Source organism: Rhizobium sp. N324, from assembly GCF_001664485.1.
In the GTDB taxonomy this organism is placed as follows: Bacteria; Pseudomonadota; Alphaproteobacteria; order Rhizobiales; family Rhizobiaceae; genus Rhizobium.
The window spans coordinates 3,315,416-3,340,804 of the sequence record NZ_CP013630.1 but is presented as its reverse complement, the minus strand read 5'-3'; the positions used below and the strand labels follow the sequence as shown (position 1 = coordinate 3,340,804).

The following is a 25,389-nucleotide window of genomic DNA, read 5'->3' as shown; positions in this document are numbered from 1 at the left end:
AAATTACCGCCCCTCGCGCCACCACATGGTTCCGAAGGCAAGCAACAGGATGCCGACGCCGGCGAAACCGGCAAAGAGCGGCAGCGTGTTGATGCCCTTCAAAACGGTCTCGCTGGTCATGCGGATCATCATGCGATCGTTGTCGGCGACGCGGACCTGGCCGCGCACCGGCAGGATCGGCGGCACGGTGATCCTGCCGCTTTCGTTGGCAACGCGGGTGACGAGACCCTTGCTTCTGTCGGCGACCGGCGTCAGCACATCGGTCGTCGAGATCATCGCCTTGAACTCCGGCGCGTCGACGGCGCCGATATGGACGAGCGTCGACAGCTTGCCGTTGTGAATTTCGAAGAGACCGATCTCGTCCATCCTTTTCTCGGCCTTGTAGAGTCCGGGTTCGGTCTGGGTGAGCGGCAGGGTTTCGGTCTTGCCCGAGGGATAACGCGCGGTGGCGTTGCCGGGATTGTCGCCGATCGTCTGGCGCGTGACTTCAAGCGTCCGGCCGGAGGCGCGCGCCGTCAGCGCTTCTTCCTCGAGCGCCGGTTCCTTCATCAGCCAATGGGCGATGCGGCGATAGAGCGAAACGTTCGGGCCGCCGCCTTCGAAGCCGCGCGCCCAGAGCCAGCCCTGATCGGAAAGCAGCATGGCGACCCGGCCCTGGCCGGCGCGGTTCAGCACCAGCAGCGGGTGGTTGTCGGCGCCGAGCATGATCGTCTCGCCCTGCGGCCGGTCGACATCGACGCTGCGGAACCAGCGGCCCCAATGCGGCGGATCCTCGCCGGAGCCGTCCAGGCCGCGGGTGACGGGATGTTTGCGGCCTTCTTCGGAAAGGCGCGGGTAGAAAGCCTTCTCGATCATCTCTCCGGTGGGTGTTGCCGGCAGCACCGAGGAGAGCGGGGTCAATGCGATGGAATCGGGGCCGGCATGCTCGGGACCGGCGGCGATCAGCAGCGCGCCGCCATTGTCGACATATTGGGCGATGTAATCGTAATAGAGCAGCGGCAGCACACCGCGGTGCTGGTAGCGGTCGAAGATGATCAGGTCGAAATCCTTGATCTTATCGACGAAGAGTTCGCGCGTCGGGAAGGCGATCAGCGACAGCTCGTTGATCGGTGTGCCATCCTGCTTTTCCGGCGGCCGCAGAATGGTGAAATGGACAAGATCGACCGAGGCGTCGGATTTCAGCAGGTTGCGCCAGGCGCGCTCGCCGGCATGCGGCTCGCCGGACACGAGCAGGACGCGGAGATTCTGGCGGATGCCATCGATGACGTGAACGGCGCGGTTGTTGGCGGTGGTGACCTCGCCCGGAAGTGCGGCGACGGAGAACTCGAGCACATTGCTGCCGCCGGCCGGCACCTTGAAGGAGAAGGGCGTGTCCTGACCGGGCGTCGCCTGCAGCGTGGCGATCTCGTCTCCGTTCAGCTTCACCGTGACATTGGCAGTGCCGCCGGGGCTCGGGCCGTCGTCGAAGACGCGCAGAACGACCTGCTGCTCCTCATTGACGATGCCGAAACGCGGCCCCTTGATGACTTCGATGCGGCGATCGAATTCGTTGGCCTTGCCGGTGATGAGGCCATGGATGGGCGCATCGAAACCGAGTGCCTGATTGGCGGCCGGAACATCATGGACTTCACCATCGGTCAGCATGATGGCGCCGCCGATGCGGGCCGGCGGGACGTCGGCGATGTTGGCCGACAGCGCTTCGAACAGACGCGTGGACGGTACGTCGGAATTGGGGTCGCCTTCGACATCGACGAAGCGGGGCTCTATCTGGGGGAAGCGGGCGAGTTGCCCCTTCAAGGCCGCCAGCGCATCGTCGGTCATCTTGACGCGATCGGGCGTCTGCTGGCTCTGGCTTCGGTCGACCAGAACCGGGACGATCGTCGATAATTGATCCCGGTCCTCCTGCAGCAGCACGGGATTGGCAAGGGCGGCCAGCATGGCCAGTGCCGCCAGCGTTCTGATCCAGGCGCCGCGAATGCCGCGCCAGATCGCGAAGGCGGCGATGAGGACGCTGACGGCGGCCAGTGCGGCCAGAACCGGCCAAGGTAGGAAAGGCGAAAAGTCGAAGGTCATCTCACTGTCCTAACCGTTCGAGAAGGTCGGGAACATGGACCTGGTCGGTCTTGTAGTTGCCGGTCAGCATGTACATCATGATGTTGACGCCGGCACGATAGGCATATTCGCGCTGGGCTTCATCGGACGGCACGGTCGGCAGCATCGGCACGCCATTGTCGTCGACTGCCCAGGCGCCGGCGAAATCATTGCCGGTGATCAGGATCGGCGAAACGCCGTCGGCCGTCGCAGCCGATTTTTCGGTCGCTTCACGGCCGCCCTGCCGAGCCTCGATCCAAAGCGGGCTGCCGGTGTAACGGCCGGGAAAGCTCGACAGGAGATAGAAGGATTTCGTCAGCACGTGGTCCGATGGCACGGGCTCCAGCGGCGGAATGTCGAGATTGGCGAGGATTTCCTGCAGCCTCTGGCCGTTGGCGCTGACATTGCCGCCATTGTCCAATGCGCTGATCTGATCGCGCGTATCGAAAAGCACGGTGCCGCCATTGCGCATATAGGCGTCGATCCGGCTGATCGCCGCCGTCGACGGCATCGGCGCCGTTGCCGAAACCGGCCAGTAGATGATCGGATAAAAGGCGAGTTCGTCCTTGGTGAGGTCGATGCCGACGGGCGGCGACGGCTCCAGCGTGGTGCGAAATGTCAGGAACTGGGTGAGGCCCTCGAGGCCGCGCTCGGATATGTCGTCCACTTCCCTTTCCCCGGTGACGACATAGGCGAGGTGCGTGTTGTCGAGCCTCTGCAGGATGAGGTCGTCGCCGGGCTGGGAGTCGTTGGCGTGAAGCGTGCCGGGTTGCATGAAAAAGCCGGCACCGAGAGCAATGGCGACTATCGCCGCATCGCGGGCAGCCGGGCGCAATCGCGAGAACGCGCCGTTCATGAAAAGGACGACCAGGCTATCGGCCAGCAGCAGGAGAAAGGCCGCGAGAAAAAGCGCGGGCTTTGCCGACCAGCTTTCGCCGCCGATCAAGCCTTCGCGCACGGCATTGGTTCCCGCTGTGGCAAGCGGCGTCAGTTCGGCGTCCTCAGGCAGTACGTTCAGGGAGGTGAAACCGTCTTCCGAACCGTAGAGCCCGGGTGGGTTGTCGAAATTCGCCGTCGGTTCGGCTCCGGCCTGTGGAATGAGGGGCCGCGCCGACCCCGTCTCGGAGACGAGCGTGCCTTTGGCCGTCAGCATGCGGAATGGCGGCAGGGTTTCGGAGACACGTGCATTGCCGCGCGCCTCCGATGTCACGCCGCCGGAACGCGATATCTGCAGGAGGTGACGCAGCATGTCGACGAAAGTGCCCGAGATCGGCAGGTCGGACCAGGTCGCTTCCGCCGTGACGTGGAACAGGACGATCTGCCCGGATGCGAGCTGCTTCATGGTCACGAGCGGCGTGCCGTCAGCCAGGCTCGCCCAGGTGCGTTCGGCCAGATCAGGCGTCGGTTCGGCCAGCACCTGCCGTTTGATGACGACATCAGCGGGACGCGCTATGCCGGCGAAAGGCCCGAAACTTGGAAATTCAGCCAGCGACTGCGGCTCGCTCCAGGACAATGTGCCGCCCAGCGCCCGTTCTCCCTGGCGCAGGATAACCGGGATCAGCGGATCGTCCGCAGGGGCTGCGGCCATGCGCGGGCCGGCGAAACGCAACAGCATGCCGCCATTCGATATCCAGCGTGTCAGCGGTCCGTAGGTGTCCTCAGGCAGACGGCCGATATCGGCCATGATGATGATGGAGGGATTGCTGGCGAGAAGTTTCGGTATGGCGACCGAAAGATCGGAATCGCTGGGCTGGATCAGATCCGCATAGGGCTGCAGCGCCCGCTGGATATAATAGAGCGGCGAGAGCAGCGGCTGAAACTCATCCCCGCCTTCACCCGACAGCAGGACGACTCGGCGGCGCTTGAATGCGTCGTCGAGAAGATGGACGGCGCCGGCCGTTGCGCCGTTATCGACACTGACGCGAGCGAAATCGTTGCGCATCTCGAAGGGCGCGGTGATCGAACTCGTGGCAACGCTCTGGCCGGGGCGGAAATCCACCCTGCCGTTGGCGATCGAGCGGCCCTGGGTATCGACGGCGTTCAGCGCCACGGATGCGGCACGCGAACTGTTGAGCCGAGTGACCTTGACGGTCATGGCGTCAGCCGCATTGTTGGCCGCGGTGATGGCGACCGTGCGGGCGGCATCACCCTCGATCAGGCGGAGATCGGCGGGCTGGAGTTCCGCCAGCCTTTGCACCGTCGCGTCGTCCGGTTTGGCGGCGGCGCCGTCGGTCAGAAAGGCGAGGGTGCCGGGCTTGGTGCCGTCCAGCGCGGCGCGCAGCGCCTGGAAGGCGCGCTCGCGGTCCGGCACCAGCGGCCGCGGCTCGGCGGCGCGCAGCTTGTCGCGGGCGGCAGCGGCGGTACCTGGAACGGCGTCGTTGGTCGGATCGGCGGTGAAGGCGATCGACACCGGCGTGCCGGCGGATTCGGCGTCGTCTATCAACGCGTCGGCCGTCTGGATGCGGCGCTCCCAGTCGGGCGCTGCCGCCCAGCTGTTGTCGACGAAGAGGACGAGCGGGCCGCCTGAGGCGAGCGAACTGGTGCGCGGATTGAAGACTGGATCGGCGATCGCAAGAATGACGGTGGCGGCGAGCAGCATGCGTAGCAGCGTCAGCCACCACGGGCTCTGAGCCGGGGTCTCCTCGCGCTTCAAGACGGAGGCGAGAATCTTCAGCGGCGGGAAGACCTCGGTCTTCGGGCGTGGCGGCGTCAGCCTGAGCAGCCACCAGATGACCGGCAAGGCGACAAGGGCGCCGAGGATGGCAGGATAGGCGAAAGCGAAGGGGAGAGCGTTCACAGCTGCCCTCCATGCGTTGCCTTGGCCGGCATGCCGGACAGGTACATGTGCACCGCGACCAGCGCCTCCGAGGCGAGATGATCGGTGCGGTGCGTCGCAAAGGTCCAGCCGAGGTGACGCAGCGATTGGCCGAGGCTTTCCCTGCGGGCGAGGTAGGCGTTGCGATAGGCCTCGCGGATGTGTTCGGCGCGGCCGGCGATAAGCCTGGCGCCGCTCTCCGGATCGGTGAATTCGGTGCGGCCGCTATAGGGGAATATTTCCTCGGCGGGATCCGATATTTCGACCACGTGGCCGCGCAGGCCGCGGCGGGCGAGCGGGCCGAGGCGTTCCATGATCGCCGGCGCGTCATCGAGGAAATCGCCGATGAGGACGAGGTCGCTCCAGCCGCGGATCATTCCCGTTTCCGGCAGGCCGCCGGTCAGCGGCGTGTGCATGAGCGCGGCCGCAAGGCGCTCGGCGGCATTGCGGCTCGAGGCGGGCTCCATGATGCCCGGGCAGCCGATGCGCTCGCCGGAACGGGCGAGGATTTCGGCCAGCGCCAGCATGACGACCAGCGCGCGGCTTTCCTTGGAGACGCTGCCATAGCTCGACTTGTACATCATCGAGGGCGACATGTCGCACCAGAGCCAGATCGTGTGGGCCGCCTCCCATTCGCGCTCGCGCACATAGGTATGGTCGTCGCGGGCGGAGCGGCGCCAATCGATGCGCGACAGGCTTTCGCCCTCGGCATAGGGACGGAACTGCCAGAAATTCTCGCCGATGCCGCGTTTGCGGCGGCCATGCCAGCCGGCGATCACCGTGTTGGCGATGCGCTTGGCTTCCACCAGGCAGTCGGGCACCAGGGCGGCCCGCTGCCTGGCGCGGGAAAGGGCATCGCTGCCTGACGTCGGATTGACGATCTGTCCGATAGATGCCACGCGTCCGGCTTCCTTATCCCTTTGCCTGCTTGACCAGTCCGGCGATGACGTCGCGCACCGACATGCCTTCGGCGCGGGCGGCGAATGTCAGCGCCATGCGGTGCTGGAGAATGGGTTCGGCAAGCGCGAAGATATCGTCGAGCGACGGCGCCAGACGGCCTTCGTAGAGCGCCCGCGCACGCGCGCAGAGCATCATCGCCTGGCCGGCGCGGGGACCGGGGCCCCAGGCGACGTTCTTGTCGGTCGAGGCATTGCCTTGCCCGGGGCGGGCGGAGCGCACCAGCGCCAGGATGGCGTCGACTACCGTATCGCTCACCGGCATCTGACGCACCAGGGTCTGGATTTCGATCAGCCGCTGTGCGTCGATGACGGCTGCCGGCCGGGTTTCCCCCAAGCCGGTCGTTTCGAGCAGAATCTGGCGTTCGGCAGCGAGCTCGGGATAGTTGACGTCGACCTGCAGCAGGAAGCGGTCGAGCTGAGCTTCGGGCAGGGGATAGGTGCCTTCCTGCTCGAGCGGGTTCTGGGTGGCGAGCACATGGAAGGGCGCCGGCAGGTCATAGCGCTGGCCGGCGATGGTGATGTGATATTCCTGCATGGCCTGCAGAAGCGCCGACTGGGTCCGTGGCGAGGCACGGTTGATCTCGTCGGCCATCAGCAGCTGAGCGAAGACAGGGCCCTTGACGAAACGGAAAGAGCGGCGTCCACTGTCGTCCTGGTCCATCACCTCGGAGCCGAGAATATCCGAGGGCATCAGGTCCGGCGTGAACTGGATGCGGTTGGCGGCGAGGCCGAGCACTTCGCCGAGCGTCGTCACCAGTCTGGTCTTGGCAAGGCCGGGGACGCCGACGAGCAGAGCATGACCACCTGACAGCACGGCGAGAATGGTGTTCTCGACGACGCTTTCCTGACCGAAGATCACCTTCGAGACTTCTCCGCGGATGGCGGCGATATCGGAGAGCGCCTTTTCGGCAGCGGCGACGATCGCCTTTTCATCGAGGCTGGCTTCGGTCTTCATCATACCCACGGGCATCTCCAACGGCTGAAATCATTCGGCAGCGAATCGGCGGACTTATACATCTGCCTCATACTCGATAGAGTTATGGAGATGCGACGGGCTGACAAGTTCGTTGCGAATGACTATCTCGTGACTTCACTTCGTTAAGGACAAACCGGGACGGAAGAATGGCAGCCGAGGAAATCAGCGGACAGGCGGATGCGGCGGGACTTGCCGCCATGATTTCGCGCGCGTCCGACGAAAGCGGCGGAAAAAAACGCGGTTTACCGCCGGTCGAGCGGTGGAATCCGCCTTTCTGCGGCGATATCGATATGGAGATCAAGGCCGACGGCACCTGGTTCTATATGGGCACGCCGATCGGCCGGCCGGCGCTGGTGCGGCTGTTTTCGACGGTTTTGCGCAAGGACGACGACGAGAAAACCTATCTTGTAACTCCTGTGGAAAAGGTCGGCATCAGGGTCGCCGACGCGCCGTTCATTGCCGTGGAGATGAGTGTGGCGGCGGGGCAGGGTAAACAGACGCTGACATTTCGGACCAATGTCGGCGATGTCGTGGAGGCGGGACGAGAGCATCGGCTGCGCTTTGCGATTGCGGACGGCAATGCCGAACTGAAACCCTATCTGCATGTGCGCGGGCGGCTGGAGGCGCTGGTGTCGCGTGCAGTGATGTATGAACTGGTCGCGCTCGGCGAGATCCTCGACGTGGAGGGGCGGGGGATGTTTGCGATCCGCTCCGCCGGCGAGGTCTTCCCGGTGATGCCGGCCGACGAACTGGATGCTCTTTGCCGATGAATGATGCGATCGCCCACCGTTATCCGCTGTTCTCAGCCGCCGAATTCCGCCGCCGCGCGCTCAACCAGAATGGCGGGCCGGTCGACCATGCCTGGCGCGATCACGGCGACCACATCCTCAATCCCGATATCGTCGCCGAGGTCGAGACCTTCAAGTTGCGCGACGCCGCCGTGCTCGTGCCCGTCGTCGACGGCGGCGAGGAGGCGCATGTGATCTTCACCAAGCGCACGGCGACGCTGCGCAAGCATTCCGGGCAGATCGCCTTTCCCGGCGGCTCGATCGATCCATCCGATATCTCACCTGAGATGGCGGCGATCCGCGAGACGGAAGAAGAGATCGGCCTTGCCGGTTCCTTCGTCGAGACCGTTGGGCGGCTGCCGAATTATCTTGCCTCGACCGGCTTCCGGATCACGCCGGTACTCGGCGTCGTTTCGCCGGGCTTTGCGCTCACCCCGAACCCAGCCGAGGTGGCTGACGTGTTCGAGGTGCCGCTGTCCTTCCTGATGAACCCTGCCAACCATGCCCGCGACAGGCGTGTCATCGACGGCATCGACCGGCATTTCTACCGTGTGCCCTATGAAACCAGAATGATCTGGGGCATCACCGCCGGCATCGTCCGCACGCTTTACGAAAGGCTTTATGCATGACCGGTCTTGCCGACCAAGCATGGTTCCGCGACCCGGCACTCGGCCGGATTCTTGCGCTTCTCAATACCGATGGCGGGGAAGGGCGGGTGGTCGGCGGCGCGGTGCGCAACAGCCTGATGGGTCTGCCGGTCAGCGATATCGACATCGCCGCGACGCTGACGCCGGAGATCGTCATGGAACGGGCGGCCGCCGCCGGCATCAAGACGGTACCGACAGGCCTGCAGCACGGCACGGTGACGCTCGTCATCGACGGCAAGCCCTTCGAGGTGACGACGCTTCGCACCGACGTCGAGACCGACGGGCGCCACGCCAAGGTCGCCTTCAGCACCGATTGGAAGGCCGATGCCGAACGGCGGGATCTGACGATCAACGCGCTTTATGCCGATGCCAAGGGCGAGGTGGTGGATCTGGTCGGCGGGCTTGCCGATATCGAGAAGCGCAACATCCGCTTCATCGGTGACGCGGCAAAGCGCATCGCCGAAGATCATCTGCGCATCCTGCGCTTCTTCCGCTTCTTTGCCTATTACGGCTCCGGGCGCCCGGATGCCGAGGGGCTGAAGGCCTGTTCGGCGGCGCGCTCGAAGCTGAAGGCGCTGTCGGCGGAACGTGTCTGGTCGGAACTGCGGAAGCTCTTGAGCGCTGGCGATCCCGGCCGGGCGTTGCTCTGGATGCGGCAGGTTGCGGTGCTGACGGAAATCCTGCCGGAATCGGAAAAATGGGGGATCGATGCGATCCCTTCGCTGATTTCAACCGAAAAGGCGCTCGGCTGGAGGCCCGATCCGCTGCTGCGGCTGGCGGCGATCGTGCCGCCCGATGCGGCGCGGCTGGAGGCGCTGGCAGCCCGGCTGAAGCTTGCGAATGCAGAAGCGGCCACTCTCAAGGCCTGGGCGATGGCGGCACCTGTCAATGACGACATGTCGTCAGCCGCCTTCGAACGGCTGCTTTACCGCAATGGGGCCGAGGGCATCACGACGCGGCTGAAGCTGGCGCTCGGCGTGGCGCGTGGCAAGGCTGAAGCGGATTTCGACGAAATGGCGCGGTCGGCGCGGCTTACAAAGCTTCTGGATCAGGCCGCGAACTGGAAGAAGCCGCAATTTCCGCTAAACGGCGGCGATGTGATGTCTGCGGGGATAGCCTCCGGCCCGCGCGTCGGCGAGTTGCTTGCCGGCCTGGAAAACCAGTGGGTGGAGGAAAACTTCATTTCCGACCGGGCGGCACTGCTCGCCCGGCTGCAGGAACGGGTGCAATAATCAGGCTGCGTTGACCTCGTCGCGGATGCGAGCCTTGATATTATCCACCATGTTCTCGCGGATCGTGGTTTCGCCGTGAGCGTTTTTGAGGTGCTCGACGGCGCGGCGGACCACCTCGGCGTCGCTATCCGCCCGTGTATGCCAGGCGCAGCCCGGAACGAGAGTGCCGCATTCGAAAAGTCGCATGGTCTTCTCCTCTGTTCGAAACACAAGGACGATCGCGATTTGACGCGATTTATGAATGTGCGGGGGGAAGGGAAGGTTCCGGCCGGCATCGAGATGCCGGCCAGTAAAGGCCGTGTCAGTCGGGCATCGCCCAGGCTTTGTAGGTATCCGAAAGTTGGCCGGGCATGTTGCTGTTGGCGGCCGCTGCTTCGTTCTGCAGTTGTTCCGGCGACTTTCCGCCGGCCAGCTGCAGCTTAACCTGCTCGATGAAGCAGGACAGCGGCAGATCCGAGCCGCTCTTGGCCCGCAGTTTCTCGGCGATGCGCGTCAGAAACTCGGATGTGTCGATCGTACGGGATGTTTCCTGGACATCCGTGGACGCAGGCGAACCACTTTGTATCGTCATGACAATCCTCCTCCGATTGTTACGCACATACATATAAAGTTAGGACGCGCTTAATTTTCGTGAAGGTCTATCAACTCGAATTTATCGACGAGTTATCACAGTCTCATGGCCAGCGGACGACGGGAGGCAAGGACGAAAGAATGGATTCAACATTGCCGCCGGTCTTCAGGCCGAAGATCGTGCCACGATCATACAGCAGATTGAATTCGACGTAGCGGCCCCGGCGGATCAATTGTTCGTCACGGTCGGCCTCTGTCCACAGCTTATTGAAGTTGGAGCGGACAATCTTCGGATAGATCATGGCAAAGGCCCGGCCGACATCGCGGGTGAAGGCGAAATCGGCGTCCCAACCGCCGGCCTCCTCGCTCGAATGCAGCCAGTCATAGAAGATGCCGCCGATGCCGCGGGCCTCGTCGCGGTGCTTCAGGAAGAAATATTCGTCGCACCAGGCTTTGTAGGCATCGTAATCGGCGACGGCATGATTGCGGCAGGCGATCTCCATCGCCTTGTGGAACAGCTGGCTGTCCTCGTCCTCCTGGGTGCGGCGGCGCGACAGCACCGGCGTCAGGTCGGCGCCACCGCCGAACCAGCGGCTGGTGGTAACCACCATGCGGGTGTTCATATGCACGGCGGGGACGTTGGGGTTCACGGGATGGGCGATCAGCGAAATGCCGGAGGCCCAGAAACGCGGATCGTCCTTGGCGCCGGGTATCTGGGCGCGAAAGTCCGGGGAGAATTCGCCATAAACGGTGGAGGTGTGGACGCCGACCTTCTCGAAGACCCGGCCTTCCATCATCGACATGCGGCCACCACCGCCGGCGCCGTTTTCGCGCGACCAGTCCTTGGCGGTGAAGCGGCCGGGCTCCTGATCGGACAGCGGGCCTTCCAACGCGTCTTCGAGGGCTTCGAAGGAGGCGCAGATCGTATCGCGCAGCCCTTCGAACCAGGCGCGGGCGGTGGCCTTCTTCTCTTCGATATCCTCAGGCAAGCCGATCGGCAGTTCCGGTCTTTCCATGTCACGCCTCCAGCGGGCGGCATCCGTTAAGGGGTGCGACTCGCTCATTCCTCGTTGCCGGCCACGTCTAGCAGGTGGCGCTGCATCTCGCCAAGCCAAGGGCATGGCTGCCCGGCGTTTCCAATATTCGACTCGCAAATCAAGTATTTCGATACTACCTTTTCCGAAGAGGTAGGTTTGATGAAAAAAGTTCCAGGACCTCCGTCCTTCGACGGCCTGAAGCGCAGGATAGCAAGACATCGGGCGGAAACGTCCTCCCGCCGGAAAGACCATTTCGTGCGTGAGACATATTGCCTCGGCCTCCTCGACGCACGCGCCAAAGCGCGCGAATGGTTCGACGAATATCCGAAGGCGGCCTACTGGACAGAGGTGGAAAGCTGGCGCCAGCTCGACGGCGATCAGATCGAATTCACGATGCGGCGCCTGCCTTCGGCCGATTGACGGTCACTCCGCCGCGGGTCGCACGCGGCTTTCGATCAGCAGGCCGCTCTCATCCATGATCGGATGCGCCACCGAGACGATGTGGGCGTTGATGCGCTTCAGGTCGCGCAGCATGTCGAGATGCAGCGAACTCGTCTGCAGGCTGTCGGCGCGGCCGTCGCGCAGGCGTTCCAGATGGCGCTCGGCCGACTGCTTCTCCATCCGGCGCACCTCGACCTTTACCTCCATCATCTGCCGCGCGAGATTGAAATCGCGGGTGACGAAGATCGTCTGGGCGACACGCAGATTGTCGATCGTCAGATCGAACAGCTTGCGCAGTTCCTGATGGCCGTCGTCGGAAAATCTCAGGCCGAGCGAGATCTTCTTCGCCACCTCTTCCCGCAAGCCTTTCTCGATGATGTCGCCCATATGTTCGAGATTGATCGCGTAATCGATGACGACGATCGAGCGGCGGGCATTTTCGTCGCTGAGACCCTCACGGCCGAGCTTCGAGAGATAGACCTTCACCGCCTGCTGCAACCGGTCGACGCGCTCTTCGAGAGCCGGGATTTCGGCAAGTTTGCCGGCATCATTCTGCTCGAAGGCTTCCGAGACCCGGACCAGCATGCGCTCGATGAGGTCGCCGACGCCGAGCACTTCGCGGGTGGCGCTGGTGAGCGCGATGACGGGTGTCGAAAGCTCCTGCGCGTCGAGATATTTCGGCGCGTTGTCAGGCTCGGCCTGATCCGGCACCAGCCGGGCCATCAGGGTGGCTAGCGATCGGGAGAATGGCCAGGCAAGCGCTGCCAGCAGAAGATTGAAGGCGAGATGCGCGTCGACCGGCAGCTTGGCCGGGCCGAAGGGCAGCATCTGGATGAGTTCGGCGCCATAGCCCGCCAGCGGCAGGGCAATGAAGCAGCCGAGCGCGCGCACTGCGAGATTGCCGAGCGTGACGCGCCGCGCCGAAACCGGGCCGGACAACGTCGCGATGACAGGCGGGATGGCGCCGCCGAGATTGGCGCCGAGCACGAGCACGATGACGAGTTCAGCCGAGACCAGGCCCGCCGAGGCGAGCGACAGGATAAGCACCACGACTGCCAGGCTCGACGAGGAGAGGAAGGCAAGGGCTGCCGAAAAGAGCAGCGCCACGGGCAGCGCGCCGTCCAGCAGGCCGATAAAGGCGGCGAGCGCCGGCGAGGCGCGCATCGGTTCCGTCGCGAGGCTGAGCAGATGCAGCGACAGCAGCATCAGACCGATGCCGATCAGCGCCGCGCCGCCGCCCTGGCGGGCGCTGGAGCGGCCACGGTAAAGCACGATGCCGGCCAGGATCAGCAAGGGAGAGAGCCATTCGATGCCGGTGGCGACGATCCAGGCGGTGATCGCGGTGCCGACATTGGCGCCGAGCAGGACGATCTGCGCCATGCGCGGCTTGATCAGGTCACGTTCGACGAAGGATGCGGTCATCAGGGCGGTTGCCGTCGAACTCTGCAGCGCGATGGTCGCCACCAATCCCGACAGAAAGGAACGGAAACCGCCGCGCGTGCCGGTGGCCAGCCCTGTTCTCAGCCGTGCGCCGAAGGCCCTGGACACGCCGTCCTTCACCTGCGCGAGGCCGAACAGCAGCAAGGCCACGGCGCCGAACAGGTTGATCATGATGATTGTGGAATCCATTTTCTTGTTTTTATTCTTCTTTCATCTGTGTGCAGAGGCGCCGGTCTTGATATAGCCTTCCAAACTGTTGAAATTGTGGAGGCTGTCGCAGTATTTTTGTTTGCTCGGCTAATAAATATAGACTGATTTGTCAGATTGACAATGTCATTTTCCGACAGGGTTCGGAGCTGATCGGCCATTTCGCCGACGCCGGTGCAGGCCAACCTCAGACGGTCAAGCCCAGGCTGTCTGGCGCATCGCTTCGCCGACGATCATCGCGGCCGAGACGGCGACGTTGATCGAACGCTGGCCCTCGACCATCGGGATCAGGATGCGGGCATCCGCCTTCTCATGCACCTGATCCGGCACGCCGGCGCTTTCGCGGCCGAAAAGCAGGATGTCGTCGGGGCGGAAGGCAAAATCGGTGTAACGGTCTGCCGCCTTGGTCGAGGCGAGGATCAGGCGGCGGCCGGTCGTGGCGCGCCACGCCTCGAAGCGGTCCCAATTGACGTGGCGGGTCAGTGCAGCCGCGGCGATATAATCCATGCCTGAGCGTTTCAGGTTGCGATCTGAAACGTCGAAGCCGGCCGGTTCGATCAGATCGACGGCGAAGCCCAGGCAGGCGGCAAGACGCAGGATCGTACCGGTATTGCCTGCTATATCCGGCTGATAGAGTGCCAATCTGAGGTCCGTCATCACACGCCGCTTATTTCGTTGGGATGGTTGAGACCTAAAGCAACGGCCATGTCGCTGCAACAGGGCGCGTTTTGGCTCGGAAACGTTCAAATTACGCCATTATAGGGCTGGAAATTTCGCGATTTTCGCGTTATCCATGCACATCTTCAATCGCCAGCAGGGAGGGCCGTCATGAATATTTTGCTCGATATGCGCTTTCCCGCCGTGATGCCGATTAGGGCGACACGCCGCCGCTAGGGCGCATTTCTTCCCTGACTTCCTTTTGATCCATTGTGCGGCTGCTTCAGCCTCGCCCCTTGAACGTTCGGTTCCCATATGTGCATGCATAGCGCCGGGATGGCGCGAAGCCGGGAGCCGAAACGCTGACGTTTCGGAGCAATTTCATGTTTGGCTGGTTCGAACAGCGACTCAATCCCTTTCCGAGCGAGGAGCCCGTCGCTCCGCCGAAGGGTCTGTTTGCCTTTTGCTGGCACTACAGCAAACCGGCCGCGCCCTGGCTCGGCCTGATGGCCGTGCTGACGGCGCTGATCGCCGTCGGCGAAGTGGCGCTCTTCCAGTTCCTCGGCGATATCGTCGACTGGCTGACCAATGCCGATCGTGCCACCTTCCTTGAGACGGAAGGCCACAAGCTGTTCTGGATGGCGGCGCTGGTGCTGATCGGCCTGCCGCTGACGGCCGGCCTCGATTCCCTCATCATGCACCAGATGCTGCTCGGCAATTATCCGATGAGCGCGCGCTGGCAGATGCATCGCTTCCTGCTGCGCCACAGCATGACGTTCTTCGCCAACGAGTTTGCCGGGCGTGTAGCGACCAAGGTGATGCAGACCTCGCTGGCGGTGCGCGAGACGGTGATGAAGATCCTCGATGTCTTCGTCTACGTCGTGACCTACTTCCTGACGATGATCATCGTCATCGCGGCTGCCGATTGGCGGCTGATGATACCGATCCTCGTCTGGCTCGCCGTCTATATCGGCATCGTCAGCTATTTCGTGCCGCGGCTTCGCAAGATCGCGGCGGCCCAGGCGGATGCGCGCTCGATGATGACGGGGCGCGTGGTCGACAGCTATACGAATATCGCCACCGTCAAGCTGTTTTCGCATGCCGGCCGCGAGGAGGTTTATGCCAGGGAAGGCATGGACGAGTTCCTGCAGACCGTGCACAAGCAGATGCGCAAGGTGACGCTCTTCCACATCAGCGTCTACCTGAACAACTGCATCGCGCTCTTCATCGTCTCGGGCATGTCGATCTGGTTCTGGCTGAACGGGGCGATCTCGGTCGGCGCGATCGCCATCGCCATCGGTCTCGCCATGCGCGTCAACGGCATGTCGCAATGGATCATGTGGGAAGTCTCGGCGCTGTTCGAGAATATCGGCACGGTCTATGACGGCATGGAGATGATGAGCAAACAGCACGACATCGTCGACAAGCCGGACGCCCCTCCGATGACGGCGAAGAAGGGCGCCATCCACTACGACCGCATCCGCTTCCATTACGGCAAGAGCAAGGGTGTGATCGACAACCTGTCGCTCGACATCAAGGCCGGCGAGAAGGTCGGTCTCGTCGGGCGCTCCGGCGCCGGCAAGACGACGCTGATGAACCTGCTGCTGCGCTTCTACGATCTGGAGGGCGGCCGCATCACCATCGACGGGCAGGACATCGCCGGCGTCTCGCAGGAAAGCCTGCGTTCGCTGATCGGCGTGGTGACGCAGGACACCTCGCTGCTGCATCGCTCGATCCGCGACAACATCGCCTATGGCCGTCCCGACGCCTCGGATGCCGAGATCATCGAGGCTGCCAAGCGTGCGAATGCCTGGGAGTTCGTCGAAGGGCTCGTCGACATGCAGGGCCGCCAGGGGCTCGACGCGCAGGTCGGCGAACGCGGCGTCAAACTGTCCGGCGGCCAGCGGCAGCGCATCGCGATCGCCCGCGTCTTCCTGAAGGACGCGCCGATCCTGGTGCTCGACGAGGCGACCTCGGCGCTCGATTCGGAAGTCGAGGCGGCGATCCAGGAAAACCTCTTCGCCCTGATGGAGGGCAAGACGGTGATCGCGATCGCCCACCGGCTGTCGACGCTGACGGAGATGGACCGGCTGATCGTGCTCGACAAGGGCCGGATCATCGAGGCCGGCTCGCACGGCGAACTGATCGAGAGCGGCGGCATCTACGCCGACCTCTGGAACCGCCAGTCCGGCGGTTTCCTCTCCGATCACGCCGAGGAAGCGGAAGAGGCGGCGGAATGATAAAAGGCCCTCCCGGCGGGAGGCGGGGAGGGCCTTTAATTCCTATCCTGGCTTTACATTGTGCCTGCCAGCGGTGCTGAGGACTGCTGGCAGGCCGCGCCTATTTATTCACAGACTGTCAGCCCAGTCGATGACGCGGTCATGTTCGACGAGGATGATGGTGTTGGCAGCGGCCAGCGTGCGCAGCGCGGCGATGCGGCGGTGCTCCTCCTGGTCGAGCCAGGCGGTAACGGCCTCGGTGACGACTTCGTCGCGCGGCAATTCCAGGTCGAGAGCCAGGGCATCGAGCCTTTCCGCGAGCGGAAGCGGAATATGCGCAACGAGCATTTTCGTTTCCATGGACCTTCTCTCCGGTGAAGCGCGATCGTATCGTCAGATTGTCACGGGTTCGGGCGGAATCAATGGCGATGCCGCCGATGTTATCGATCATTACCAAAATATAAGGTTGAGTCCGCTTTTCATTCCCTTTGCCGCTCCTTCCAATCCGCCTATATCGCTTCCATGTTCCTGCGCCCCATCCTTCGCCTGTTCGAAACCTGGATCGATCCGTTCCGTCCGCGCGCCAATCTTCAGCCGCCGGGCTCGACGCTCGGGTTTGTCTGGTTCTATATCGGCCAGGCGAGGATGCCGTTCATCGCCATGCTTATTCTCGGCGGGACATCGGCGGCAATCGAGGCGGCGCTTTTCTGGTTCGTCGGTCGACTGGTCGATATCCTAGGCAGTATCACGCCCGGCGCCGGTTGGAGCGGTCTTCTGGCAGCCCATGGCGGCGAGCTGTTCGGCATGCTCGCGCTCATCGGGCTCGTGCGTTTCGTCGTCGCCTTCCTGATCGCGCTCGTCGATCAGCAGGTGATCACGCCGGGTTTCTATAATCTAGCACGTTGGCAATCCTATCTCCATGTCTCCCGGCAGTCTTTATCGTTCTTCCAGAGCGATTTCTCCGGACGCATCGTTACCAAGGTCTGGTCGGCCGGGCAGGCCACCGGGGATCTCGTCACCTCGCTGATGGAAAGCGTCTGGTTCGTCGGCATTTATGCGGTGACGACGCTCGTGCTCGTCGCCCGGCTGGACTTTTCCCTTGCCGCCGTCGTGCTGTTCTGGCTTGGCGCCTTCGGCCTGCTTGCCCGCCACTTCGTTCCGAGGATCCGCCATCATTCCCGCGAAACGGCGGAGGCCGGATCGATGCTGAACGGCCGAATGGTCGATTCCTACAGCAACATGCAGACGCTGAAGCTGTTTGCCCGCGACGAGGAAAGCGACCGCTACATGCGGCAGGGCTTCGATATCTTTCAGGATACGGTGCTGCGCTTCACGCGGTTCATCACCGGCGTCAGGGCTTCGATGGCGCTTCTCTCCGGCCTGATGATCGTGACGATGGCGGGGCTGAGCGTCGATCTCTGGCTGCGCGGCATGGTGAGCTCCGGAGCCGTGGCCTTCTCGCTGGCGCTGGTGCTCAGGCTGAATTTTCTGCTCGGGCGGCTGATGACGCAGTTCAACGGCATCATGCGCAATCTCGGCACCATCCAGAACGCCGCCGAGCTGATCTCTCAACCGCTGGGGCTCGTCGATCGGCCGGATGCGAAGAGCCTAGTGATCCGGCAGCCCGGCATTCGTTTCGACAATGTTTCCTTCCGCTACGGCAAGGGTCACCTGCCGGTCGTAGAGAATTTCTCCCTGACAATCCATCCCGGCGAAAAGGTCGGGATCGTCGGCCGTTCGGGCGCGGGCAAATCGACGCTGATGAACCTGCTGCTGCGCCTCTACGACATTCAGGACGGCCGCATTCTCATCGATGGCCAGGATATTGCAGCCGTGACGCAGGAATCGCTCAGAATGCAGATCGGCGTTGTCAGCCAGGACACCTCGCTGCTGCATCGTTCGGTGCGCGACAATATCCTGTTCGGACGGCCAGATGCCGGCGAGGAGCGGTTGGTCGAGGCGGCCCGGCGTGCCGAAGCCATCGACTTCATCGAGCGTCTGCAGGATCAGCAGGGGCGCAGAGGCTTCGATGCGCATGTCGGCGAACGCGGTGTCAAACTGTCGGGCGGCCAGCGGCAGCGCATTGCCATTGCCCGAGTGATGCTGAAGGACGCCCCGATCCTCGTTCTCGACGAAGCGACGTCGGCGCTCGATTCGGAGGTAGAGGAAGCGATCCAGTCCAATCTCCATCGGATCATGGAAGGCAAGACGGTGCTTGCGATCGCCCATCGGCTGTCGACGATCGCGGCACTCGACCGGCTGATCGTCGTCGATCTCGGCCACATCATCGAGGAGGGCAGCCATGAGCAGCTGCTTCGCCGCGGCGGGCTCTATGCCGAGCTCTGGGCGCGCCAGTCCGGCGGCTTCCTGGCGACGGACGAGGATGCGGGCTCAAGGGTCGATGGCGAATTCCGCCATGAGGCCAAAATGATTTGAACCGAAGCTGTTCTCGATGCGGCGTACCGATTTCAGCCGCAGGGGCGCCCGGCTGAAGATGTGATCGATCGGGATGCCGAAGGCGCCTGCCGCGATCGGCCATGTCGCCGGCTCCAGCGAAACCGTGCCCAAGCCTTGGCTGCGCATGAGATACTGCACGTCGGGCGCCAAAATCGACGTGTTGAAATCACCGGCAAGGACGAGCGGCCCAGGCAGGGACGGAATAATCTCGGCGAGATCCTCGATTTCCAGGCCGTGGAATTCGTCGTAATAGGGCTTGGTCAGGTGCGCGGCGAGGAAATTGACCTTCTGCCCGTCGAAATCGATCGCCGAGATCGTCAGGCGGTTGCGCCAGAGCAGCCCGAGATTGCGGATGCGGGGTTCGATGAGAGGGCGCTTCGACAGCACCAGCGTATCGCATTCCTGCATGCCGGCGCCGCAGCCGATGTAGTAGGGGTAGGTCTTCAAGAGCCGCGGCAGTTGCGACAGCAGCGGCTCGGCCTCCAGGATACTGACGACGTCGGCGCCCGAGGCGATCACCATGTCGGCTATATCGGCGCCGTTGGCGAAATTGTCATTCTCGATATTGAAGGACATCAGCTTGAAAAGGGCAGGGCGGCTCTCTTCGACCGCCGGCTCGACGAATTCGCGCATCATCACGACGCCGTGGGCGGCAAGAACCACGGATACGCAGAGCGTCACCACCGCGTACCAGTGGCGCTTGACGAGAAGGGCGGCGACGGAGGCGGCTGCCGCGGCCGCCGCCAGATGGACCTGGAAGCTGTAAAAGAAGGAAAGCAGATAGAAATCGGTGACATACCGCAGCGAGACAATGGCGAGGACGAGGGTCGTGAGAACGCTGAATACGCAAAAAATCGTGTCTCTCATCCGTTCCGGTCCGGCTCGCTGGCATGGCTGCGACTGCGCCTATCACGGCGGCATTTTTGTTGCAATGCAACATAAGAGCAAGCTCGTGTTTGCCCTAAAAAATTCATCGGAAATTCCCGCGACATTGTGCCCTCATCCCCTTGCCAAGGCTGGACATAATTTGCGATCAAGCTTAGAACGCGCCGGATTGCCGGGGAATCTATGGCCGAATTGTGTCCAGATCGATTCGCCGGCAGAGGGGGCAGGGCGGAATTCCGCAATAATTGCGCAGAGGATGGTTAGGCCGTGAGCGAACACGTAACGACAAGCGAGGCTTCGACAGAGCCTACTCGCCGTGATTTCCTTTATCTCACCACTGGTATGGCGGGCGCTGTCGGCGCCGTCGCGGTTGCCTGGCCGTTCGTCGACCAGATGCGACCGGATGCGTCGACGCTGGCACTGGCCTCCATCGAAGTCGATGTCGCGAGCCTCGAGCCCGGCATGTCGCTGACGGTGAAGTGGCGCGGCAAGCCGATCTTCATTCGCAACCGCACGCCCGAAGAAGTGAAGGCCGCCGCCGATGTTCCGCTGGCCGATCTCAAGGATCCGGTCGCCCGCAATGCCAACCTGCCGCCCGAGGCTCAGGCAACCGGTGTCGACCGTTCAGGCGGCAAGGACAAGGAAAACTGGATCGTCATGATCGGCACCTGCACCCATCTCGGCTGCGTGCCGCTCGGCCAGGCCGGCGAATATAATGGTTGGTTCTGTCCCTGCCATGGCTCGGTCTACGATACGGCCGGCCGCATCCGTAAGGGTCCTGCGCCGCAGAACCTGGCGATCCCGACCTTTTCATTTATATCCGATACCAAGATCAAGATCGGTTGAGGGGAGACTGATTAATGAGTGGCCATTCCAGCTACGAGCCGTCAACCGGCCTTGAGAAATGGGTCGATGCGCGCCTGCCTTTGCCGCGCATGGTCTATGACAGCTTCATTGCATATCCGGTTCCCAGGAACCTGAACTATGCCTACACGTTCGGCGCGATGCTCGCCGTCATGCTGATCGTACAGATCCTGACGGGCGTTACGCTCGCCATGCATTATGCCGCCGACACATCGCTGGCCTTCAACTCCGTTGAAAAGATCATGCGCGACGTCAACCACGGCTGGCTGCTGCGCTATATGCATGCCAACGGCGCCTCGTTCTTCTTCGTCGCCGTATACCTCCACATTGCCCGCGGCCTCTATTACGGTTCGTACAAGGCGCCGCGCGAAATCCTCTGGATCCTCGGCGTCGTCATCTACCTCCTGATGATGGCGACCGGTTTCATGGGCTATGTTCTGCCCTGGGGCCAGATGTCCTTCTGGGGCGCGACCGTCATCACCGGCTTCTTCTCGGCCTTCCCGCTGGTCGGCGAATGGATCCAGCAGTTCCTGCTCGGCGGCTTCGCCGTCGATCAGCCGACGCTGAACCGCTTCTTCTCGCTGCACTACCTGCTGCCCTTCATGATCGCCGGCGTCGTCGTGCTGCACATCTGGGCGCTGCATGTCACCGGCCAGACGAACCCGACCGGCATCGAGGTCAAGACCAAGACGGACACGGTGCGCTTCACGCCTTATGCAACGATGAAGGATGCGCTCGGCGTCTCCGTCTTCCTGCTGGTCTACGCCTACTTCGTATTCTACCTGCCGAACTTCCTCGGCCATGCCGACAACTACATTCCGGCAGACCCGCTGAAGACGCCGGCCCACATTGTTCCGGAATGGTACTTCCTGCCGTTCTACGCGATGCTGCGTTCGATCACCTTCAACGTTGGCCCGATCGACTCCAAGCTTGGCGGCGTCCTCGTGATGTTCGGCGCGATCATCGTGCTGTTCTTCCTGCCCTGGCTCGATACCTCCAAGGTCCGCTCGGCCGTCTACCGTCCTTGGTACAAGCTGGCCTTCTGGCTGTTCGTGGTCAATGCGATCATCCTCGGCTGGCTCGGCTCGCAGCCGGCCGAAGGCCTGTTCACCACGATTTCGCAGATCTGCACGCTCCTCTATTTCGCTTTCTTCCTGGTGGCGATGCCAGTTCTCGGCCTAGTCGAGACACCGCGGCGCATCCCGAACTCGATCACCGAGGCGGTGCTCGAAAAGCGCAACAAGACAGCCGCAGCCAGTGCGGCGGCCAATGCCTAAGCGCGCGACGGAAGGAAACAGAAATATGAAAACGCTTGTTGCAAGCATTCTTCCGCTCGCAGTCGCTGCTCTTCTCGGCAGCGCCGCCTTCGCCGAGGAAGCCACGCCCGCCAACGGCGCAGCGCCCGCCCATCACGAGGAAAGTGCGACGCCGCACTATCCGCTGAAGGAGCCCAAGGAGGAAGAGTGGAGTTTTGCCGGTCCGTTCGGCCACTACGACAAGGCCCAGCTTCAGCGCGGCCTCAAGGTCTACACCGAAGTCTGTTCCGCCTGCCATTCGATGAACCTCGTGCCTTTCCGCATGCTCGACGAACTCGGTTATTCCGAGGCGCAGGTGAAGGCTTTCGCCGCGAACTACGAGGTCCAGGACGGCCCGAATGCCGCCGGCGAGATGTTTACCCGCAAGGCAGTTCCTTCGGACCACTTCCCGGCACCTTTCGCCAATGCGGAGGCGGCTGCCGCTTCCAACAACGGCGCGGCTCCGCCTGACTTTTCGCTGATCGCCAAAGCCCGTGAAGTCGAGCGCGGCTTTCCGCGGTTCGTCGTCGACATCTTCACGCAGTATCAGGAAAGCGGCCCCGACTATATTCATGCGCTGCTGACCGGCTATGAAGAGCCGCCGGCCGGTTTCCAGGTGCCGCAGGGTGGACATTACAACCCGTATTTCCACGCTGCCGCCGTCCTCGCCATGCCGAAGCCGCTCTCCGACGGCCAGGTGACCTATGACGACGGCGCGCCGCAGACCGTCGACCAGTATTCCAAGGACGTTTCCTCCTTCCTGATGTGGGCCGCCGAGCCGCATCTCGAGGAGCGCAAGCGCACCGGTTTCATGGTGATGGTCTTCCTGGCGATCTTCACGCTGCTGATCTACCTGACGAAGCGCTCGGTCTACGCCAACAAGGAGCATTGAGCGCTCCCGATCAAAATTCAAAAGGCGGCCTCGGCCGCCTTTTTTGTTGGTTCCGCCCCTGGCAATTGATAGGGTGCGGCCGATTTAAAGCGCTCGCAGATATGGACTTTCCATGGACAAGAATATGACTTCGGAGCTCGCCGCCAGCATCCGCTCCATTCCCGACTATCCCAAGCCGGGCATCATTTTTCGCGACATCACCACGCTGCTGGGCAATCCCCGCGCTTTCCGCCGGGCGGTCGACGAACTCGTGCAGCCCTATGCCGGCACGAAGATCGACAAGATCGCCGGCATGGAGGCGCGCGGCTTCATCCTCGGCGGCGCGGTAGCGCACCAGCTTTCCTCCGGCTTCGTACCGATCCGCAAAAAGGGCAAGCTGCCGCATGATACCGTGCGCATCGCCTACAGCCTGGAATACGGCGTCGACGAGATGGAGATGCATCGCGACGCGGTGCAGCCTGGCGAGAAGGTGATCCTGGTCGACGACCTGATCGCCACCGGCGGCACTGCGGTGGGCGCTACCAAGCTGTTGCGCCAGATCGGCGCCGAGGTGGTCGGCGCCTGCTTCGTTATCGATCTGCCGGACCTTGGCGGCCGCAAGAAGCTGGAAGAGCTCGGCGTCGTCGTGCATACACTGGTCGAATTCTCCGGCCACTGACCATGCATTCCTCTTGCGACGTCAATCGAATTCCAAGACGCCGCTTTCAAAGCGCATGACGGGTTCGCCGTTCTGGTTGACGCCCTCGCAGAGGATGGTGTTGAGGTGCCAGCCCGGCCGCGACGCGAGCGGCCGGCTGGAAAGCAGGGCGACGGAATAGGTCACGACGTCGCCCGGGAAGATCGGCCGCAGCCATTGCAGTTTCTGGAAGCCCGGCGAAGGGCCAAGATTCGGCGCCTTCAGGCCCCTTTGGGCGAGGGTGATGTTCTGGTTTTTCCAGAAGGCGAGGAAGGTCCGCATCCAGGCGGCGGTGGTGTGCCAGCCCGACGCGCAAAGACCGCCGAAGAGGGTGTCCTTGGCGGCGTCCTTGTCGACGTGAAAACGCTGCGGATCGTAGCGTCTGGCGAAGCGGATGATGTTTTCCTCGGTGAAGGCGTAGCTGCCGATCTCGGCCTTTTCGCCGACGGTGTAAAGTTCAGACATTCTCATGCTGTCATCTCCGGGGTCACGGTGATGCCCGGGGCAGGGCGCATGCGGATCATGACCGAATTTTCCGACAGGCAGACGAGCTCACCGCGCTGGTTTTCCACCTCGTGACGGAATTTGACGATTCCGATGCCGGGGCGCGAGCGCATCGGCCGAGCTTCAAGCACGGTCGAGTGACCCTGCAATGTATCGCCGGAAAGCACCGGTTTTCGCCATTCCATCAGGTCGATACCCGGCGCACCCTCGCAGAGCGCATTCAGGATGTAGCTGTCGGCCATCATGCGCATCAACATCGAAGAGGTATGCCAGCCGGAGGCGGCGAGACCGCCGAGAATGCTGGCGCGGCCGGCGGCCTCGTCGAGATGCATGGGCTGCGGGTCGAATTCCGCTGCAAACTCGATGATCTCCTCGGCGAGCACCAGCTTCGGGCCGAGGGCGAAGCGGCGGCCGGGCTCGAAATCCTCAAAGGAAAGCTTTTCTGCCGCCATTCGCTTCTCCCGCCATATGCAGCGCCTGGAACAGGATGATCTCAGGCCGGATCAGCCTAAAATCTGAATCCTGTTCTACATTAAAGAGTTAGAGCATGATGTCGCCCGAAAACCACTCACACTTTTCGGCACCATGCTCTATTGCTTACAATAGCATCCGCGCGGGCTCAATGATTCCGGGAAGAGAAACCGGCATGACGGAACTGAGGTCGATACTCGACGAGGCGGCGCGCCAAGGGCTGATTTCGCCGGAGGCGGGAGGGCGGCTCTTGCCGTTCTTGAGCGAGCGCGGCGTCGCTGTCGTCGAAGAGCCGGCAACGAGCGCCGAGGGGCGGGCCTGGTCGGACACGGAGACGCCGCGCTTCGTGCGCGGGTTCCACGACGTGCTGATCACCATCGGAGTCATCGTGGCGCTTTGCGGCCTCTGGGGGCTTGCCGCACTTTATGCTGTGCTGCCTGCCATCATCGTGCTTTCGGAAATACTGGTGTACCGCCAGCGTCTCGCTTTGCCGGCCGTCAGCCTGACGATCGCGCTGTTCTGCTGGACAGGACTGCTGATGTCCCATTTCTTCCCGCCGTGGACGCCGACCTCCCAATCCTTCGGAGCGGAGGCGACGCAGTTCGTCGCCGGCTTCCCGATCCTTCTCGGCGTCTACTACGTCCGCTACCGCGTGCCGCTGTCGCTGGCGCTCTCTATCATGTCGGCGCTTGCTTTCGTCCTCACCCTGCTTTTGCGGCTGGTGCAATGGGCAAGCGGCAATCCGGCGTTTTTCCTCGATCATCCCGCCGTGCTGGCACTGGTTTCCCTGATCTGCGCGCTCGGACTGTTTGCGATGGCGCTCTATTTCGATCTCGGCGACCGGCTGCGGCGGACGACGCGTTCGGATATTGCCTTCTGGCTGCATCTCGGGGCGGCGCCGGCGCTGCTCTACAGCACCGTTTCCCTGCTGTCTCTAGGGGCAGACGTCCGTATCCTCGACGTCGCGAACATGTCGTCGCAGACACCTGCGGTCGTCGCGACGGTGACGGCGCTGATGCTGATCGGTCTCATCATCGACCGGCGCGCCTTCGTGACGTCGGGTCTGCTGTCGCTCGGTGTGGCGATCTTCAGCGTCTTCCGACAGGGAAGCGCCACGGTCGATACCTACATCTTCACGACGCTGATTGTCGTCGGCGCGATCGTATTGATCATCGGCACTGGCTGGATGCCGCTTCGGCGGCTGGTGCTGCGCGCACTGCCGCCGGTCATCGCAAACAGGCTGCCGCCGGGTTGAGGCGCCAGCCT

At 62.9% G+C, this 25,389-nt stretch carries 24 protein-coding genes; 11 read left to right on the top strand and 13 right to left on the bottom strand.

Translation table 11 applies throughout. From position 1 onward, the window contains the following. Positions 1–3 precede the first annotated feature (3 nt). From AMK05_RS16070 to AMK05_RS16055, 4 genes are read right to left on the bottom strand one after another with little or no spacing between them, the layout of a single operon-like run. Positions 4–2,073, bottom strand: coding sequence for a hypothetical protein (locus tag AMK05_RS16070; protein WP_064840029.1), 2,070 nt, complete (start codon positions 2,071–2,073; stop codon positions 4–6). A gap of 1 nt (position 2,074) precedes the next feature. Further along, the gene (locus AMK05_RS16065; RefSeq protein WP_064840027.1) at positions 2,075–4,888 is read right to left on the bottom strand and encodes a DUF4159 domain-containing protein; all 2,814 of its coding nucleotides are present in this window, start codon (positions 4,886–4,888) and stop codon (positions 2,075–2,077) included. After that, complete coding sequence (locus tag AMK05_RS16060; RefSeq protein ID WP_064840025.1) at positions 4,885–5,805, bottom strand: DUF58 domain-containing protein; 921 nt, start codon at positions 5,803–5,805, stop codon at positions 4,885–4,887. Before AMK05_RS16060 ends, AMK05_RS16065 begins: the two co-directional genes overlap by 4 nt. 13 nt (positions 5,806–5,818) lie before the next feature. After that, complete coding sequence (locus tag AMK05_RS16055) at positions 5,819–6,829, bottom strand: AAA family ATPase (protein WP_003593035.1); 1,011 nt, start codon at positions 6,827–6,829, stop codon at positions 5,819–5,821. Positions 6,830–6,987: 158 nt separating this feature from the next. Between AMK05_RS16055 and AMK05_RS16050 the strand changes: the two genes are divergently transcribed. The 3 genes from AMK05_RS16050 to AMK05_RS16040 are packed head-to-tail and all read left to right on the top strand — an operon-like array spanning position 6,988 to position 9,508. Beyond that, positions 6,988–7,611 carry a DUF1285 domain-containing protein gene (locus tag AMK05_RS16050; RefSeq protein WP_064840023.1) on the top strand — a complete coding sequence of 208 codons (624 nt, stop codon included), beginning with the start codon at positions 6,988–6,990 and terminating at the stop codon, positions 7,609–7,611. Further along, complete coding sequence (locus AMK05_RS16045) at positions 7,608–8,258, top strand: CoA pyrophosphatase (protein WP_064840021.1); 651 nt, start codon at positions 7,608–7,610, stop codon at positions 8,256–8,258. The genes AMK05_RS16050 and AMK05_RS16045 overlap by 4 nt, the downstream gene beginning before the upstream one ends. Next, entirely contained in the window at positions 8,255–9,508 is a 1,254-nt protein-coding gene (locus AMK05_RS16040; RefSeq protein WP_064840019.1) for a CCA tRNA nucleotidyltransferase, read from the top strand. The genes AMK05_RS16045 and AMK05_RS16040 overlap by 4 nt, the downstream gene beginning before the upstream one ends. Here AMK05_RS16040 and AMK05_RS16035 read toward each other — a convergent pair whose 3' ends face one another. The 3 genes from AMK05_RS16035 to hemF all read right to left on the bottom strand — a co-directional run bounded on the left by AMK05_RS16035 (position 9,509) and on the right by hemF (position 11,094). Then, the gene (locus tag AMK05_RS16035) at positions 9,509–9,694 is read right to left on the bottom strand and encodes a DUF1059 domain-containing protein (RefSeq protein WP_003565542.1); all 186 of its coding nucleotides are present in this window, start codon (positions 9,692–9,694) and stop codon (positions 9,509–9,511) included. Positions 9,695–9,809: 115 nt separating this feature from the next. After that, positions 9,810–10,079, bottom strand: coding sequence for a hypothetical protein (locus tag AMK05_RS16030; RefSeq protein ID WP_064840017.1), 270 nt, complete (start codon positions 10,077–10,079; stop codon positions 9,810–9,812). Positions 10,080–10,182: 103 nt separating this feature from the next. Continuing rightward, the gene (hemF, locus tag AMK05_RS16025; RefSeq protein ID WP_064840015.1) at positions 10,183–11,094 is read right to left on the bottom strand and encodes an oxygen-dependent coproporphyrinogen oxidase; all 912 of its coding nucleotides are present in this window, start codon (positions 11,092–11,094) and stop codon (positions 10,183–10,185) included. 180 nt (positions 11,095–11,274) lie between these two features. Here hemF and AMK05_RS16020 point away from each other — a divergent pair, with 180 nt between their 5' ends. Further along, complete coding sequence (locus tag AMK05_RS16020) at positions 11,275–11,535, top strand: hypothetical protein (RefSeq protein ID WP_003565536.1); 261 nt, start codon at positions 11,275–11,277, stop codon at positions 11,533–11,535. Between the two features lie 3 nt (positions 11,536–11,538). On the opposite strand, the gene AMK05_RS16015 is transcribed toward AMK05_RS16020, so the two are convergent. Together AMK05_RS16015 and AMK05_RS16010 are read right to left on the bottom strand one after the other, a co-directional pair. Next, on the bottom strand, positions 11,539–13,185 hold the full coding sequence (locus AMK05_RS16015; protein ID WP_064840013.1) for a Na/Pi cotransporter family protein: 1,647 nt from the start codon (positions 13,183–13,185) through the stop codon (positions 11,539–11,541). A 213-nt stretch (positions 13,186–13,398) separates the two neighbouring features. After that, positions 13,399–13,860, bottom strand: a complete 462-nt coding sequence (locus AMK05_RS16010; protein ID WP_064840012.1) for a tRNA (cytidine(34)-2'-O)-methyltransferase — start codon at positions 13,858–13,860, stop codon at positions 13,399–13,401. Between the two features lie 383 nt (positions 13,861–14,243). On the opposite strand from AMK05_RS16010, the gene AMK05_RS16005 reads away from it, so the two are divergent. After that, positions 14,244–16,100 (top strand): ABC transporter ATP-binding protein, encoded by a 1,857-nt coding sequence (locus AMK05_RS16005; RefSeq protein ID WP_064840010.1) that lies wholly within the window; start codon positions 14,244–14,246, stop codon positions 16,098–16,100. 108 nt (positions 16,101–16,208) lie between these two features. Here AMK05_RS16005 and AMK05_RS16000 read toward each other — a convergent pair whose 3' ends face one another. Next, complete coding sequence (locus AMK05_RS16000) at positions 16,209–16,439, bottom strand: hypothetical protein (RefSeq protein ID WP_064840008.1); 231 nt, start codon at positions 16,437–16,439, stop codon at positions 16,209–16,211. A 162-nt stretch (positions 16,440–16,601) separates the two neighbouring features. On the opposite strand from AMK05_RS16000, the gene AMK05_RS15995 reads away from it, so the two are divergent. Then, positions 16,602–18,515, top strand: coding sequence for an ABC transporter ATP-binding protein (locus tag AMK05_RS15995; protein WP_064840006.1), 1,914 nt, complete (start codon positions 16,602–16,604; stop codon positions 18,513–18,515). On the opposite strand, the gene AMK05_RS15990 is transcribed toward AMK05_RS15995, so the two are convergent. Further along, a complete protein-coding gene (locus tag AMK05_RS15990; RefSeq protein ID WP_064840003.1) occupies positions 18,471–19,403 on the bottom strand; it encodes an endonuclease/exonuclease/phosphatase family protein in 933 nt (310 codons plus the stop codon). The genes AMK05_RS15995 and AMK05_RS15990 overlap by 45 nt on opposite strands. Positions 19,404–19,688: 285 nt before the next feature. Here AMK05_RS15990 and petA point away from each other — a divergent pair, with 285 nt between their 5' ends. The 4 genes from petA to AMK05_RS15970 all read left to right on the top strand — a co-directional run bounded on the left by petA (position 19,689) and on the right by AMK05_RS15970 (position 23,130). Continuing rightward, positions 19,689–20,267, top strand: a complete 579-nt coding sequence (gene petA, locus AMK05_RS15985) for a ubiquinol-cytochrome c reductase iron-sulfur subunit (protein WP_082935677.1) — start codon at positions 19,689–19,691, stop codon at positions 20,265–20,267. A 14-nt stretch (positions 20,268–20,281) separates the two neighbouring features. Continuing rightward, positions 20,282–21,562: a cytochrome b gene (locus AMK05_RS15980; protein ID WP_064839998.1), complete on the top strand. Its 1,281-nt coding sequence runs from the start codon at positions 20,282–20,284 to the stop codon at positions 21,560–21,562. A 25-nt stretch (positions 21,563–21,587) separates the two neighbouring features. After that, positions 21,588–22,472 carry a cytochrome c1 gene (locus tag AMK05_RS15975; protein WP_064839996.1) on the top strand — a complete coding sequence of 295 codons (885 nt, stop codon included), beginning with the start codon at positions 21,588–21,590 and terminating at the stop codon, positions 22,470–22,472. A gap of 112 nt (positions 22,473–22,584) precedes the next feature. Then, complete coding sequence (locus AMK05_RS15970) at positions 22,585–23,130, top strand: adenine phosphoribosyltransferase (RefSeq protein ID WP_049736186.1); 546 nt, start codon at positions 22,585–22,587, stop codon at positions 23,128–23,130. A 21-nt stretch (positions 23,131–23,151) separates the two neighbouring features. Here the strand turns inward: AMK05_RS15970 and AMK05_RS15965 are convergent, their stop codons facing one another. Both AMK05_RS15965 and AMK05_RS15960 read right to left on the bottom strand, forming a co-directional pair. Next, positions 23,152–23,619: a MaoC family dehydratase gene (locus AMK05_RS15965; RefSeq protein WP_064839994.1), complete on the bottom strand. Its 468-nt coding sequence runs from the start codon at positions 23,617–23,619 to the stop codon at positions 23,152–23,154. Continuing rightward, positions 23,616–24,104, bottom strand: a complete 489-nt coding sequence (locus AMK05_RS15960; protein WP_064839992.1) for a MaoC family dehydratase — start codon at positions 24,102–24,104, stop codon at positions 23,616–23,618. Before AMK05_RS15960 ends, AMK05_RS15965 begins: the two co-directional genes overlap by 4 nt. 194 nt (positions 24,105–24,298) lie before the next feature. Here AMK05_RS15960 and AMK05_RS15955 point away from each other — a divergent pair, with 194 nt between their 5' ends. Further along, positions 24,299–25,378 carry a hypothetical protein gene (locus AMK05_RS15955; RefSeq protein WP_064839989.1) on the top strand — a complete coding sequence of 360 codons (1,080 nt, stop codon included), beginning with the start codon at positions 24,299–24,301 and terminating at the stop codon, positions 25,376–25,378. The last annotated feature ends 11 nt before the right edge of the window (positions 25,379–25,389 follow it).

Excerpts from the sequence above, each read along its gene's own strand:
- AMK05_RS15980 (WP_064839998.1), top strand. The coding sequence starts at position 20,282 with ATGAGTGGCCATTCCAGCTACGAGCCGTCAACCGGCCTTGAGAAATGG.
- AMK05_RS16040 (WP_064840019.1), top strand. The coding sequence starts at position 8,255 with ATGACCGGTCTTGCCGACCAAGCATGGTTCCGCGACCCGGCACTCGGC.
- AMK05_RS16050 (WP_064840023.1), top strand. The coding sequence starts at position 6,988 with ATGGCAGCCGAGGAAATCAGCGGACAGGCGGATGCGGCGGGACTTGCC.
- AMK05_RS15960 (WP_064839992.1), bottom strand. The coding sequence starts at position 24,104 with ATGGCGGCAGAAAAGCTTTCCTTTGAGGATTTCGAGCCCGGCCGCCGC.
- AMK05_RS16005 (WP_064840010.1), top strand. The coding sequence starts at position 14,244 with ATGTTTGGCTGGTTCGAACAGCGACTCAATCCCTTTCCGAGCGAGGAG.
- AMK05_RS16030 (WP_064840017.1), bottom strand. The coding sequence starts at position 10,079 with ATGACGATACAAAGTGGTTCGCCTGCGTCCACGGATGTCCAGGAAACA.
- AMK05_RS16010 (WP_064840012.1), bottom strand. The coding sequence starts at position 13,860 with ATGACGGACCTCAGATTGGCACTCTATCAGCCGGATATAGCAGGCAAT.
- AMK05_RS16045 (WP_064840021.1), top strand. The coding sequence starts at position 7,608 with ATGAATGATGCGATCGCCCACCGTTATCCGCTGTTCTCAGCCGCCGAA.
- AMK05_RS15970 (WP_049736186.1), top strand. The coding sequence starts at position 22,585 with ATGGACAAGAATATGACTTCGGAGCTCGCCGCCAGCATCCGCTCCATT.
- AMK05_RS16035 (WP_003565542.1), bottom strand. The coding sequence starts at position 9,694 with ATGCGACTTTTCGAATGCGGCACTCTCGTTCCGGGCTGCGCCTGGCAT.
- AMK05_RS15965 (WP_064839994.1), bottom strand. The coding sequence starts at position 23,619 with ATGAGAATGTCTGAACTTTACACCGTCGGCGAAAAGGCCGAGATCGGC.
- AMK05_RS15955 (WP_064839989.1), top strand. The coding sequence starts at position 24,299 with ATGACGGAACTGAGGTCGATACTCGACGAGGCGGCGCGCCAAGGGCTG.
- AMK05_RS16070 (WP_064840029.1), bottom strand. The coding sequence starts at position 2,073 with ATGACCTTCGACTTTTCGCCTTTCCTACCTTGGCCGGTTCTGGCCGCA.
- AMK05_RS15990 (WP_064840003.1), bottom strand. The coding sequence starts at position 19,403 with ATGAGAGACACGATTTTTTGCGTATTCAGCGTTCTCACGACCCTCGTC.
- hemF (WP_064840015.1), bottom strand. The coding sequence starts at position 11,094 with ATGGAAAGACCGGAACTGCCGATCGGCTTGCCTGAGGATATCGAAGAG.
- AMK05_RS16015 (WP_064840013.1), bottom strand. The coding sequence starts at position 13,185 with ATGGATTCCACAATCATCATGATCAACCTGTTCGGCGCCGTGGCCTTG.
- AMK05_RS15975 (WP_064839996.1), top strand. The coding sequence starts at position 21,588 with ATGAAAACGCTTGTTGCAAGCATTCTTCCGCTCGCAGTCGCTGCTCTT.
- AMK05_RS16020 (WP_003565536.1), top strand. The coding sequence starts at position 11,275 with ATGAAAAAAGTTCCAGGACCTCCGTCCTTCGACGGCCTGAAGCGCAGG.
- AMK05_RS16000 (WP_064840008.1), bottom strand. The coding sequence starts at position 16,439 with ATGGAAACGAAAATGCTCGTTGCGCATATTCCGCTTCCGCTCGCGGAA.
- AMK05_RS15995 (WP_064840006.1), top strand. The coding sequence starts at position 16,602 with ATGTTCCTGCGCCCCATCCTTCGCCTGTTCGAAACCTGGATCGATCCG.